At 36.9% G+C, this 14,531-nt stretch carries 10 protein-coding genes; 3 read left to right on the top strand and 7 right to left on the bottom strand.

The window, feature by feature from the left end; genetic code table 11:
• From ACFING_RS05540 to ACFING_RS05530, 3 genes are all read left to right on the top strand, one after another.
• The coding region (locus tag ACFING_RS05540) for a tyrosine-type recombinase/integrase (protein WP_375630136.1) at positions 1-408 on the top strand (408 nt) is incomplete at its 5' end.
• Positions 409-1,302: 894 nt separating this feature from the next.
• A complete protein-coding gene (locus tag ACFING_RS05535; RefSeq protein WP_375621398.1) occupies positions 1,303-2,517 on the top strand; it encodes an NADP-dependent isocitrate dehydrogenase in 1,215 nt (404 codons plus the stop codon).
• Positions 2,518-2,635: 118 nt separating this feature from the next.
• A complete protein-coding gene (locus tag ACFING_RS05530; protein WP_375630135.1) occupies positions 2,636-4,063 on the top strand; it encodes an MFS transporter in 1,428 nt (475 codons plus the stop codon).
• A gap of 44 nt (positions 4,064-4,107) precedes the next feature.
• Here ACFING_RS05530 and ACFING_RS05525 read toward each other — a convergent pair whose 3' ends face one another.
• From ACFING_RS05525 to ssb, 7 genes are all read right to left on the bottom strand, one after another.
• A complete protein-coding gene (locus ACFING_RS05525) occupies positions 4,108-5,307 on the bottom strand; it encodes an MFS transporter (protein ID WP_375630134.1) in 1,200 nt (399 codons plus the stop codon).
• 1,215 nt (positions 5,308-6,522) lie between these two features.
• On the bottom strand, positions 6,523-7,641 hold the full coding sequence (gene tgt / locus ACFING_RS05520) for a tRNA guanosine(34) transglycosylase Tgt (protein ID WP_375630133.1): 1,119 nt from the start codon (positions 7,639-7,641) through the stop codon (positions 6,523-6,525).
• Between the two features lie 1,449 nt (positions 7,642-9,090).
• Positions 9,091-9,603: a peptidylprolyl isomerase gene (locus ACFING_RS05515; RefSeq protein ID WP_375611520.1), complete on the bottom strand. Its 513-nt coding sequence runs from the start codon at positions 9,601-9,603 to the stop codon at positions 9,091-9,093.
• Positions 9,604-9,621: 18 nt separating this feature from the next.
• Positions 9,622-10,215: a peptidylprolyl isomerase gene (locus ACFING_RS05510; RefSeq protein ID WP_375630132.1), complete on the bottom strand. Its 594-nt coding sequence runs from the start codon at positions 10,213-10,215 to the stop codon at positions 9,622-9,624.
• Positions 10,216-10,217: 2 nt separating this feature from the next.
• Positions 10,218-10,724, bottom strand: a complete 507-nt coding sequence (gene coaD / locus ACFING_RS05505; RefSeq protein ID WP_375630131.1) for a pantetheine-phosphate adenylyltransferase — start codon at positions 10,722-10,724, stop codon at positions 10,218-10,220.
• A gap of 24 nt (positions 10,725-10,748) precedes the next feature.
• Entirely contained in the window at positions 10,749-13,532 is a 2,784-nt protein-coding gene (gene gyrA / locus ACFING_RS05500; protein ID WP_375630130.1) for a DNA gyrase subunit A, read from the bottom strand.
• A 241-nt stretch (positions 13,533-13,773) separates the two neighbouring features.
• Positions 13,774-14,280, bottom strand: a complete 507-nt coding sequence (gene ssb / locus ACFING_RS05495; RefSeq protein WP_375606669.1) for a single-stranded DNA-binding protein — start codon at positions 14,278-14,280, stop codon at positions 13,774-13,776.
• Positions 14,281-14,531 lie beyond the last annotated feature (251 nt).

Genomic DNA, 14,531 nt, shown 5'->3' with positions numbered 1-14,531 from the left:
GTACGCATTGGCTGGAAAGATGTCAAAGACAATATTATTCATCTCAAAACAGAGAAAAGTAAATTCCAAACAGATGTTTTTCTTCCCATTTTACCGGAATTAGCTAAAACGCTTGAAACTGGTCCTATTGGAGAAGAAACATTTATCTGTAGTAAAGTGAATCAAAAATTCACCAAAGAAAGCTTTGGGAATGGATTTAGAGACGCTTGTAATGCGGCTGGCATTAAAAAATCGGCGCATGGATTAAGAAAATTAGCCGCAACACGTGCAGCTAATTCTGGAGCAACAGTATCACAACTCAAAGCAATTTTTGGCTGGACAGAAGATCAGATGGCATCCCTTTATACAAAGAGTGCAGATCGTAAAAGACTAGCTCTTGAAGCTATAAAAAAGCTCCAAAAAAGTTAGGGGCAGAGACAAAAAAACGTAATAGAATCAAAATTCATTAATTCCCTTATATTCTATATAATTCTTTGATTTTATTTACTCTATACCCGCCCCTTGGGCGTACCATGTTTCTTTTTTATATGTGTAATATATTCATTTTATTTGTGTTTTTAAAAATGAGGAATGCATAAATAAAAATGAGGGAATAAGATTTTAAAAGGTATCTCTTCGTAAAAAGGATACAAGAATCATTAGGTAACTAATTTCTTTGTTGCATTTCGAGGATAGTGCTTTACAGCACACAGTTAATAACAATAAGAATCGATAAAACATAAGAATTAGAAGATTCTAGCTCGCGATACGGTAATTTATAAGTCATATTTTCGCGTCTGCTGTTAATTTTTAAATTAAAACCAGCCGCATCATTTATACGTTTTTTCCAACCTTCAAAACTGAAGTTTATCCCAAACGCATTTTATATGAAGCATTTCTAATTACAGTGCCTTTGTTATCACATTAAACTTTTTATAAACAAACAGACCATAATCTTAGAATTGGAATAGCAATATAAAAATAGTTTCTTATTCACCTAACACAAAAAATCAAGAAACTATAATTCAGAATACGATCAACTTATTAAATGGAATCTCTGATAATAAAAATGCACAATCCCTGTCCCCCGGTGATCTAACTACCTTATCCATTAAACAGATTCTTCATCAATCATAGAATAATTATAGATTTGCAACACATCACTTCTTTTCAAAGATTAAACCCTCCACCAAAATTTTACACTCTATTGATAATATATTCTAAAAGCTCATATTTGAATGCTTTTTTCCCTTGTTTTTACTTTTCATTATAAACTTGAAAGTGTTATACAAGTAGTATTGCTTAAAAGAAAAAGGATTTCTAATGGTAAAGATCAAAGTAGAAAACCCCGTTGTTGAACTTGATGGGGATGAGATGACCCGCATCATCTGGAAATATATCAAAGATAAATTAATCCATCCCTACCTCGACATTGATCTAAAATATTATGATCTTTCCGTCGAAAATCGTGATGCAACCAATGATCAGGTAACTATAGATTCTGCCAATGCTATCAAAAAATATGGGGTTGGTATAAAATGCGCAACCATTACACCTGATGAGGCACGCGTTAAAGAATTTAACCTAAAAAAAATGTGGAAATCACCTAATGGTACAATCCGCAATATTTTAGGAGGAGTCATTTTTCGCGAACCCATTATCTGTAAAAATGTCCCTCGCCTTATTCCTAACTGGACAAAGCCAATTATTATCGGACGTCACGCTTTTGGCGATCAATACAAGGCAACAGATTTTAAATTTCCAGGCAAAGGGAAATTAAGTATTAAATTTGTAGGTGATGACAATCAAGTTATTGAACATGATGTTTTTGATGCTCCAAGCGCAGGGGTTGCCATGGCTATGTATAACCTTGATGAGTCAATTCGTGATTTTGCCCGCGCATCCTTTAATTATGGACTACAACGGAATGTTCCAGTTTATCTTTCAACAAAAAATACCATTCTAAAAACTTACGATGGTCGTTTTAAAGATATCTTTCAAGAAATATTCGATACGGAATTTAAAACTGAATTTGAAAACCGTAAATTATATTACGAACACCGTCTTATTGATGATATGGTTGCTTCTGCATTAAAGTGGTCAGGTGGATACGTATGGGCATGTAAAAACTATGATGGTGATGTCCAATCTGATATTGTTGCCCAAGGCTTTGGTTCTCTGGGTCTCATGACTTCTGTTCTCATGACACCTGACGGCAAAATTGTTGAAGCAGAGGCAGCACACGGCACCGTAACACGCCATTATCGTCAACATCAAAAGAATGAAGAAACATCAACGAACTCTATTGCATCTATTTTTGCATGGACGCGTGGACTAGCGCACCGTGCTAAACTAGATAACAATGAGAAGTTAAAAAACTTTTCCACGACATTGGAAGAAGTTTGTATTAAAACCGTCGAAGAAGGTTTTATGACCAAAGATCTCGCACTTTTGATTGGGCCTAAACAAAAGTGGCTTTCTACAACAGGTTTCCTCGATAAAATTGATGAGAATCTCAAAAAAGCAATGGGCAGTTAAGTTATTACTTAAATTAAAATTCAAAGCTCTAAACAGAGCTTTGAATTTCTCTTGGCAAATTCAAAGAAGTACCTTATAAGTAAAAAGAGGATAGATTTTTATTAAATAGCAAAAAACAGTGAAAAAACAGGGCTGGTCTGCGCTTTTATTGGGTAAAAATGGTCTTTGCTTTTTAACGTTTACAGGTGGAGTTGTGTTACACGCCACCAACGTTTATATTGTTATTACTATTTTACCCTCTCTTATGAATCATATTGGCAGTGAAATATATTATTCTTGGGTGGCTACTGTCTTTATTACAGCTTCACTCGTGGGTACTTCACTTGCAACAAAAATATTAGGGAAATTAGGTCCTCGCAATGCGTATGTTATTTCTGGACTTATCTTCACCCTAGGCACTTTTATGTGCAGCATTTCTTCATCTATGCCATTGTTTTTAATAGGACGCTTTATCCAAGGATTTGGAAGTGGTTCTTTGTTATCCCTATCCTATTCCATGGTACGGATTGTTTTCAGCCCATCTTTATGGTCACATGCATTAAGTATTATCTCTGGAATGTGGGGAATATCAACCTTGTTAGGACCAGCAATCGGGGGGCTTTCTGTATATTATGGGCTATGGCGAGCATCCTTTTTGATCATTGGCGTATTAGCTATATTTTTCTCACTCATCGCCTTTAAATTTTTACCAAAAAAGAATGAAAACGATGTTCCAACACCCCCTCTTCCTCTTCTCCAGCTTTTCACACTCTCCTTATTGATTTTTATTATTTCTGTTGGAGGGGCTATGGAGTCTACAATAGCAAAAATTTGCGGATTAGTTATCGGACTTAGTCTTCTCTTTGTTCTAGCAAAAATCGAATCATCTACCCCTCATCCTATGTTGCCCCGCAAATCCTTTTCTTTCTCTTCTGAAATCTTTTCTGTTTACGCATTGATACTTGTTATGACAACAGTCGTATACAGTATAGAACTTTATTTTCCACTTTTTCTTCAAGAGCTTCATGGGCAAGCTCCACTTGTTGCTGGTTATATAGCAGCACTTATGAGCATAGGGTGGACATGTGGAGCCATCTCAAGTGCTGGTGTCTCCACAAAAAAAATTCGCAACATCATTGTATACTCGCCCCTATTAAAACTGTTAGGCATAATGATTCTTTTATGGCTCATCCCAACAGAAGTTTCCGCGCTTGAATATATTTTTATTATTTGCTTAGCACTGTTTTCTATTGGAATCAGTGCGGGCATAGCATGGCCACATTTGCTCACAAGGATCTTACAATGTGCAAATGATGAAGATGCTCTCCGTGCCAGTGAATCCCTTACCTCTGTACAACTATTTTCAGCAGCCTTAAGTGCAACTCTAGCAGGAGTCATCACCAATCTTGCAGGCCTCTTTAATCCTGGAGGAACAATAGGAATGATCTTAGCAGCAAAAACTCTTCTTATAGTGCTCATGGGTCTTTTATTTTGTCTTGCTATTCCATTAGCACTGCGCATTTCTTACTTCATATTGAAAAACCCAACAGGACATTCCAATAACTAAAAATAAATATAAAAATTCCTTCTTCATTAAAAAAATGAAAAATATTAAGCATGCTTCTCCATATACCATGAGATGCAAAAAACCATTAATCCACACAAAGTTAGAACACTTCCTAAAACAGCTGTATATTCATAACTATAGCCCAATTTTAAAACTAATGCTCCAGATTCAGCACCAAGAGCGTTGGCAATATTAAAAGCAGACTGCATTAATGCTCCTGCCAAAATCTGTCCCTGTAGTGCAACATCCATAATTTTTGTTTGTATAGAAGGCATAGCAGCAAAAGAAGTTCCAACAAAAAAGCATCCTATTGCCGCTGTTAACGGAGCATAGGATAAAAAGAAAAAAAGAAAAAAAACAAATACGCTCCAAAGCATAGAGAAAAATATCATCGGTGAAATGCCAATTTTAACAGCTAATTTAGGCCCCAAGAGATTTCCTATCACCATTCCCAATCCAACTAACGGCATAATAAATGGTACCCACTCAAGTGAAACACCAGAAATATGCATTAATGTTGGCTTGATATAAGTGAAAACAGAAAATAATCCTGACGCTCCCACCGACACCATCAACAAAAGAAGCCACACCTGCTTTTGCTTTAATACACCCATTTCTTGCAAAGGATTCGTTTTTGGAAAACTTGAATCACAAGGAAAAAAATTCCAAACAAGCAAACAACATAATAAAGCGATCATCCCCACAAGGACAAAAGCAATCTGCCAACCAATAAGTTGACCAATCCAAGTAGCACTGGGTGCTCCCAAAACGGTTGCAATTGTTAAGCCAAGCATAACATATCCAACAGCTTTAGAACGTTCTTTCATTTCTACCATTGAAGAGGCAACCATAGCCGCAAGTCCAAAATAGATTCCATGAGGAAGTCCACTGAGAAAGCGTAATACTACTAATATGCTAAAATCAGAAACAAAGGCACTAGCAATATTTGCTAAGGCATAAAAAAGCATCAAGCCTATCAAAACAGTTTTGCGTGATACCTGAGCTGTTGCCACAGCTAAAAGAGGTGCTCCAATCACAACTCCTAATGCATAAGCAGAAATATATTGACCAGCGGTAGGAATATCAACATAGGAACTTCGTGCCATCTCTGGCAGTAGCCCCATTGCAACAAACTCTGCAGTACCAATAGCAAAACTGCCCACGGCAAGAGCTAAAATTATTAAACGTCGTATTCTCGAATCAATTCCCAATACAAGAACCTTTTGTTGATAAGAATCCCTCATATCATCACTTCTGAATAGGAGTTTTAACTGTAAATATCTGTAATACACACAAATAAAAATTCAAAACATTGTTATACGCATGCCCAATAGTCCCCAATAAAGTTTTAGAAATATTTTGATATATAAAGCATTTTATGGAGTTTTAAGTAAGATTCTTTAATGGAAAATCTTTGAAAACCTCAAGATCATAGACGTATTCACCTATTTCTATCAGATCTACCAGATAATAAACTTTGTCTCCTCTTTTCAGCCGTTGAAATTTACAGTGAAAACTTTATTTACAACGGTATACTATACCCTATAAATAATTCTAAAATTTGCCGAAGAATGCATTTCAAACAAGTGAATAATATCTCATCATTATCTTGATACAAAGATAAAACTTCTCCCCCAAAATTATTGTTGCTTTATTTTGCTACCTGAATACAGATCCCCCAAATCGATAAGCTATAATTTCAACTTTAGGCCATTCTTATAAATTATTATAGAGTCTTTTAAAAATTCTCATGATAATAGTGCTTGGTTTCTAGATTTATTAAATACCCTCTTTTAGACATCTTTACCCCTCCCTCATCTAACAGAGGAATCGCATCAAATATCTAACTCACTATCTGTAAATTAAAATATTCACGTAAATATATTATGATTATTTTCAGATAAATTCTATAAACAAAGCAAAAAACAAATATAATAAATTTTGTATAAGTATATTTATTTATATTTTATAAATATGACAATTACCGTGATTAATATTTAAATTTATATATAAAAACTTAAAAAATAAAATTATAACATTTTAAATGTTGTAATTTTATTTTAGTTTTATTTTAATTTTTCTAAAAATTTATCTGTTCGATTGTATATAATCCATTCTTTACCTTTAGTAATAAAAAACACAAAGTAGCTCATAAAAGTACAATTTTCATACTTCTTTAAGAGTTCGCTAACGCCTCATTAACATTGTTGCTGTAAACAGTCATCAGAAACAGAAAAACTGTTTTTCTCCGGATCAGGTAGCGCGTACCGGAGTAACAGTTTCTGTTTTATATAGTAATTAGAAAAGAATATGTACCCTATAAAACCGCACTGTTATATCTTAAGATAGTGGAATTTTATAATTTTGGAAGATGTTTCTAATTTCATATTTTTAGCTAAATTTGTAAGTGCGAGAATAAATTCAATAAAAAAATGAGGTGCTATATTACGATTAATATTTTAGCGTCCTTGTGCCCATAGAGCACGCGTTTCAGCGCAAAAATCGGCATAACAGCCTTCCTCAATGGCATCACGAATTCCCTGCATAAGTTGTTGATAATAAAAAAGATTATTCCACGTCAACAACATCCCCCCAAGAGATTCACCAGATTTAATCAAATGATGCAAATAAGCACAACTATAATCATGTGCTGCTGGACAAAGTGACTGTGGATCAAGAGAAAGTGGATCTTCTGCATAACGCGCATTACGCAAATTAATTCTACCAAAGCGGGTAAAAGCTAAACCATGACGTCCTGCACGCGTCGGCATAACACAATCAAACATATCAACACCACGAGCAACACTTTGTAAAATATCATCAGGTGTCCCTACTCCCATAAGATAGCGTGGTTTATCCTCTGGTAAAATCGGACAAGTAGTATCCAATACTGCTGTCATAACACTCTGCGGCTCACCAACAGCAAGCCCTCCAATAGCATAACCTTTTAAATCTATTTCTTTTAATGCTTGAGCAGAACGTTCACGCAGTTTCATATTATCACCACCTTGAACAATCCCAAACAATGCTTTATCTGGCTGATCTCCAAAAGCTGTTTTACAACGCAGCGCCCACCGCAATGAAAGTTCCATAGCTTCTTCCATTTCTTTTTCAGTTGCGGGTAATGCAATACATTGATCCAACTGCATCTGGATATCCGCACCAAGAAGTTCTTGAATTTCGATAGAACGCTCTGGACTCATTTCATAGTAGGCTCCATTAATGTAAGAACGAAAAATCACACCTTGTTCAGTAATTTTACGGATTCCCGCCAATGACATAACCTGAAAGCCACCAGAATCGGTTAAAATAGGTCCGCTCCAGCGTGAAAATTCATGTAATCCTCCTAAACGCGCAACACGTTCAGCTCCTGGACGTAACATTAAATGATAAGTATTCCCCAAAATGATATCTGCACCAAGATCACGAATTTGATCCATATACATAGCCTTAACGGTTCCTGCCGTCCCAACAGGCATAAATGCGGGTGTACGAACACATCCTCGCCCCGTTATAATTTCGCCTCGACGTGCATACCCATCTTGAGCAATTTTTCTATAATGAAATGTCTTTATCATAACTCTCGTCTTTTTGATTCCATCAATGCATATCTCTATAGAAAGAAAAAAGATATCCCCTTACGAGCATTGTCAAAAGCTTTATGAATTAATTTTTGATTCGCTCAATATTGTAATCAGCATCAAAAATTAAACGAGATAAAAGAACATTTCTTGTTAAGAAACCACCATAATAAAAGTGATAATCTAGCTCCCAAAAAATAGTAAAATCCTTGTAATACCATACCTCAAAATACCTACGCTTATCCTTAACAGAACTGCAAAATTATTATCACAATAATTTCATCTTCACATACTTCCATAAGCAGTAACTTTGTACCCATAGAAGAAAATTTTGAACGCATTGTACAGCTTACATATTCTTTAACTTTTACAGATAAAAATTTTTCATCTACTGGGCACAGCGATCCTCACGCTTAATAAAAGCGCAAATGAGCATAATCATTTATCCACTCACAATATTGAGATAGCTCTTGGCATTAGAGATAATTCACAAAAGAAATTAACGTGTAAATAAAAATACTTTAAAAAACTAAAAATGCTTTTTGTAAAGATTCTCAAATACCAAAGCTCTATCGTAACATTGGAGGCTGAAAAAGCGTATGATGGTACCCGTTTGCTCCTTCACAAGCTTTAAAGATGGTGGTGCATAATATTTTATACTATTTATAGCTTTAAAACTATACATGCCATGAATGTCATCGTGGAAGTGAATGTTGATATGTACTGAGAAATGCTTCTTAAAAAAACACGTAAATATGCAACACAAGTGTATTCTGTTTGGAGCGTTCCTCTATAAAAAAACGAGAAAAATAAAAGCGTAAGTCCATACATAATCTTCATTATTTAAAAGATATTGCGTTAGATACTTAAAAAAGTAAAGTTGAATTAAAAAGGAGATGGCAAGACTAGCCATTTATTTCACTTCTGCGCCTTTATTATATTCTTCTAAGATTAAACTGTCTTCTTATTTTAAAGATTACGCCAATATATATATAAATGCTGGTTTTCCACCTTGCTAAGAAAACTGGATGAGCGAGTAAAGCTCTTATCCGTCTTAATATGTGTTTCAAACATGCTTCTGCATTAGGATTGGATGTTGATTTACGAGCAGAAACAAAAGCACACGCTCTCTTAAGAAAGTAACATCATAAAACCATTAAGACCGACAATGGATTGAAGAGAAATGCCGAATTTTTTATAAAACACTTTGCCAAACAACAACCATAATACAACAGACTTTGCGTTTTCTTATTCTGACAGGTGTTTGTACAAATCCGTTGCGTTATATTCTTCAGGAAGATCCGATTGAAGAAAATATATGGACAATGCTTAGCTCGAAATTATAAAAGGTAAGCGTGATACTACAAAAGAGTTTCGTGTGCCTTTATTGATCAGAAAAGAGTATTTTTTCTTAGAAACTTACAATTGAAATCAGTATAGTTTATACTATTCTACATCCGCAGCAATAATGGCTTTGGTAATTGAATCTGGATCTGCAACAGGTTCACCACGTTTAATTTTATCAACATTTTCCATACCTTCAACAACCTGCCCCCATATGGAATATTGACGATCAAGCCACGGAGCATCTGCAAAACAAATAAAAAACTGAGAGTTAGCAGAATTTGGATTCTGACTCCGTGCCATAGAAACTGTACCACGCTTATGAGAAAGATTTGAAAACTCTGCTGTTAAATTTGGTTTTTCTGCCCCCCCCATACCAGCACGTGATAAATTGAATTTTTCACTATCCTTCTTTCCAAATTGCACATCCCCTGTTTGCGCCATAAAACCATCAATAACGCGATGGAAAATAACATTATCATAAGCACCTTCCCGTACCAGTTCTTTAATACGTGCAACATGACAAGGTGCCAAATCAGCAAAAAGCTCAATAACAACTCTGCCCTTTGTTGTTTCAAGAATTAAAGTATTCTCTGGATTTTTATTCTCAGCCATATGGAAAGCTCCCTTGATTCATTTCTCAACTTGTAAAATAGCAGCATTAATAACATCAGGATTTTTTACAGATCCATTATTACTTGTCGTACCTTTTTTTATTTTATCAACAACATCCATCCCCTTTATAACCTCTCCAACAACCGTATACTGACCGTTTAAAAAAGCAGCATCATCAAAACAAATGAAGAATTGAGAATTCGCGGAATCCGGATCTTGTGATCGTGCCATCCCAACTGTACCACGCTTAAACGGCTGTTTTGAAAACTCTGCCGGTATATTGGGATAATTTGAGCCACCCATACCAACGCGTTTCAGATCAAAATCTCTACTGCCTTTTTTTCCAAATTCTACATCACCAGTTTGTGCCATGAAATTAGGAATAACGCGATGAAACACAACATTATTATAGGCCCCCTCCTCTGTTAATCTTTTGATTTGCGCAACATGCTTTGGCGCCAAATCAGGACGCAGACGAATAATGACATCACCATCTTTGAGAGATAAAACAAGAAGGCTTGCATCGCTTGCTGGTCTAGGATTACCAGCGACAGCGGACAATGAAAAAAAACAAAACACACATATCAAAACAGCAAAAATTCTACGAGACACACTTATTCTCCCCTAAAAGATTGGTATTTCGAGCTTAAAGCTTGTGCAACATTGGGCGGTACAAATGGTGTCACATCACCTCCCATAGAGGCAATTTGACGTACCAATGTAGACGTTATCGCACGCCCAGAAACACTTGCCGGCAAAAAAACAGTTTGCAATTCAGGAGCCATAACACCATTCATTCCTGCCATTTGCATTTCATAATCAAGATCAGTACCATCACGCAATCCACGAACGAGAAATGAAGCACCAACTTCACGTGCCTTCTCAATGAGAAGGTTATTAAATGAAAGAACCTGCAATCGATTAGAATCTGCACCGAAAAAGTCTTTCCCTACCTGCGTAATGAAATCAACACGCTCTTCGAAGCTAAAGAGTGTTTTTTTGTCAGCCTGTATCCCTATAGCGACGACCACCTTATCAGCTAACACAAAACACCCTTTCAAAACATCAAGATGACCATTTGTAAGAGGATCAAAAGAACCCGCGTAAAGAGCAATTTTCATGACTTTACTCCTTCCTCTTAAAAATTATTTTTCTTCGCTCATATCAACTGTATCAGAATGCTTCTCACCTTCATCATCTAATGAACTCGTATCATCTTCAGGTTCAGAAATACGTTCAACCGATACGACTCTTTCACCTTTGGCTGTATTAAAAATTGTGACTCCCTTAGTTGAGCGCCCAGCAGTACGAATTCCCTCAACAGGGACACGAATAAGCTGCCCCCCATCTGATACCAACATAATTTGATCTTGCGCCTTCACCGGAAAAGCCGCTACTAATTTACCAATTTCAGCTGTTTTAGATGGATCTGTTGCGCGAATCCCCTTTCCGCCACGTCCCGAAATCCGGAACTCATAGGAAGAAGAACGTTTACCATAACCAAACTCACTCACTGTCAAAAGCATTTGTTCACGTGCATGAAGTTCTGCATAACGTTCATCTGTTAACTCTGTTTCAGCACCCCCATCTTCATCATCCAGAATGACAATATCTTCAACATCAGCATCTGCACCAGAAGCACGCCGTTCATTCATTACACGTTTAATATAAGCAGAACGCTCAATGGACGTCGCCTCGACATGCTCTAAAATTGTCATCGAAATGACTTTATCGCCTTTAGCTAAATTGATACCACGAACTCCCACAGAATTACGCCCAGCAAAGACCCGAACATCAACAACTGGAAAACGGATACACTGTCCATTCGCTGTTGTTAGAACGACATCGTGATGTTCTGTACAAGTTTCGACAGAAAGAATTTCATCTTCCTCATCAAGTTTCATTGCAATTTTACCATTACGGTTAACCTGAACAAAATCTGACAACTTATTACGACGTACAGTTCCACGTGTTGTCGCAAACATGACATCCAATGCGCTCCAGCTTGCTTCATCTTCAGGCAAAGGCATAATTGTTGTAATGCGCTCACCTTGTTGTAAGGGAAGCATATTGATCAAAGCCCGCCCACGCGATTGGGGTGTCCCCAGCGGCAGTCGCCAAACTTTTTCCTTATAAACAATCCCACGTGATGAAAAGAAAAGAACCGGAGTATGCGTATTAGCAACAAACAACCGCGTTACAAAATCCTCATCCTTCGTGGACATACCAGAACGCCCCTTACCACCACGTCGCTGTGCACGATAGGTATTAAGAGGCACACGCTTAATATAGCCACTATGGCTTACCGTTACCACCATATCCTCTGGTGCGATCAGATCTTCACTCTCCATCTCAGCGCTACCAAAACCAAATACGGTACGTCGCGGTGTTGCAAATTCCTCACGAAGAGCACTCAACTCATCCTTAACAATAGACATAATGCGTACGCGTGATGCCAAGATCTCAAGATAGTCAGCGATATCCACACCAATTTTATTCAATTCATCAGCGATTTCATCACGTCCAAGGGCTGTCAATCGTTGCAAACGCAATTCTAAAATAGCACGCGCCTGTTCTTCAGAGAGATTATAAGTACCATCCTCATGAATAATATGACGAGGATCATCAATAAGTTTAATCAAAGGCGCGACATCCATCGCTGGCCAGCGTCGCTCCATTAATTGTGTACGTGCTGTCTGTGGATCAGGAGCTTTGCGAATAAGCGCTATAATTTCATCAATATTGGCAACAGCAAGGGCAAGGCCAACCAAAACATGTGCTCGCTCACGCGCTTTACGCAAAAGATATTTTGTTCGCCGACTGACAACTTCTTCCCGAAAAGAAACAAATGCACGAAGCATATCAAGCAACGTCATCTGTTCGGGTTTTCCCCCATTCAAAGCAACCATATTACAACCAAAGGAAGTTTGTAGCGGCGTATACCGATATAATTGGTTTAAAACAATTTCCGCAACAACATCTTTCTTCAGCTCAATAACAACCCGATATCCATCACGATCAGATTCGTCACGCAAATCAGAGATTCCCTCAATGCGTTTATCGCGCACCAATTCGGCCATCTTCTCAATCATTGTGGCCTTATTAACTTGATAAGGGATCTCACTCACAATAATTGCCTGCCGACCACTACGAATTTCTTCAATATCAACTTTAGCACGCATAATAATTGAACCCCGCCCTGTTTCATAAGCTGAACGGACACCAGAGTGGCCAAGGATAATACCCCCTGTAGGAAAATCCGGACCAGGAATAATTTCAATTATTTTATCGAGTGTGATATCGGGATTATCAATCAAAGCGATACAACCATCAACGACTTCACCAAGATTATGGGGAGGAATATTGGTTGCCATTCCCACAGCAATCCCCCCTGACCCATTAACCAAAAGATTGGGAAAACGCGCTGGCAAGACAACCGGTTCACGCTCACGCCCATCGTAATTATCCTGAAAATCAACAGTATCTTTATCAATATCAGCTAAAAGTTCTTCTGAAACTTTTTCTAAACGACACTCAGTATAGCGCATAGCCGCGGGTGGATCACCATCAACGGAACCAAAATTTCCCTGACCATCAATTAATGGATTTCTTAAAGAAAAGTCCTGCGCCATACGCACTAATGCATCGTAAATTGAAGCATCACCATGGGGATGAAATTTCCCCATAACCTCACCAACAACACCAGCAGATTTACGATACGACTTATTGAAAGAAAGCCCCATCTCATTCATAGCATGAAGGATACGTCGATGAACAGGCTTAAGACCATCACGGACATCAGGGAGTGCACGTGAAACAATCACGCTCATCGCATAATCGAGATAGGAGCGTTGCATTTCATCAATAATACTGATTGGTTCAATACCGGTCAGCACATCACGTTCTGGGTGTGGAGTAAGATCGGTCACAATTTAAAAACTTTCAAAAAAGAATCATTTCACTTTATTTATATCGGTTTATATCGAAAAATACACAAAAATGCTAATTTCTCTCCCATAACAAAAAAGAAATTTAACAATATTTTTCAAGATGTTATTAATTTATATTTTAAATTACCAATAATAATTAACAACTTTCACTTTGCTAAACTTCAAAAATCTAAAACAAACAAACCATAAAGCAATCATAATACTGCAACTTTAAAGCCTCTTAAAAAGGAACATCATCATCTAATTTGTGTGAAAAACTTTCTCCTAATTGGTTATTATTTTGACCAAAAGTATTTCTTTGATTTGAACTACTATTAGCAAAGTCACCACTGTAACTCCCCCCTTGACTTGCTCCCTGCTCTCCACCCGCTGCTCCGCGCCCATCAAGCATTTGTAATTCACCACGGTATTTTTGCAAAACAACCTCTGTCGTATAACGGTCATTTCCATTTTGATCTTGCCATTTTCGTGTCTGTAACTGCCCCTCAATATAAATTTTGCTCCCCTTTTTTAAATATTGCTCTGCAACTTTGACAAGGTTTTCATTAAAAATAACAATACTATGCCACTCAGTGCGTTCTTTTCGCTCATTTGTATTCCGATCGCGCCAACTTTCTGAAGTAGCAATACGCAGATTTGCCACTTGATCACCAGAATTCAAACGGCGGATTTCAGGATCCGCACCAAGATTACCAATTAAAATAACTTTATTAAGGCTACCAGCCATCGCATAAACTCCAAAATTTTAATTTGTAAAATACTCTGTTCTATAACAGTTATAACCATCTTGACCTTCAATTTACATGTCGCAATTGACCATCAATATAGGTATTGCTATCCTTTACCAATATTGTATTCAGTGTAATTATAACAAAAGATGATAAAAACGCATAGTTTATTCCACCACGAGAGAATAAAAAGCTACTCATTTGTATTTTTTTCACAAAACTTATACCTTCCTTTTGCATTAAAGCAGTT

Origin of the sequence: Bartonella sp. AP150HLJHH, assembly GCF_042196385.1 — a bacterium.
Lineage (GTDB): Bacteria > Pseudomonadota > Alphaproteobacteria > Rhizobiales > Rhizobiaceae > Bartonella.
Note: the sequence above shows the minus strand (reverse complement) of the source record. Positions and strands in the feature narration are given on the sequence as shown.

Bases quoted from the DNA above. Each gene is read 5' to 3' on its own strand.
- ACFING_RS05535 (WP_375621398.1), top strand. From the start codon at position 1,303: ATGGTAAAGATCAAAGTAGAAAACCCCGTTGTTGAACTTGATGGGGAT.
- ACFING_RS05525 (WP_375630134.1), bottom strand. From the start codon at position 5,307: ATGAGGGATTCTTATCAACAAAAGGTTCTTGTATTGGGAATTGATTCG.
- tgt (WP_375630133.1), bottom strand. From the start codon at position 7,641: ATGATAAAGACATTTCATTATAGAAAAATTGCTCAAGATGGGTATGCA.
- ACFING_RS05515 (WP_375611520.1), bottom strand. From the start codon at position 9,603: ATGGCTGAGAATAAAAATCCAGAGAATACTTTAATTCTTGAAACAACA.
- coaD (WP_375630131.1), bottom strand. From the start codon at position 10,724: ATGAAAATTGCTCTTTACGCGGGTTCTTTTGATCCTCTTACAAATGGT.
- ssb (WP_375606669.1), bottom strand. From the start codon at position 14,280: ATGGCTGGTAGCCTTAATAAAGTTATTTTAATTGGTAATCTTGGTGCG.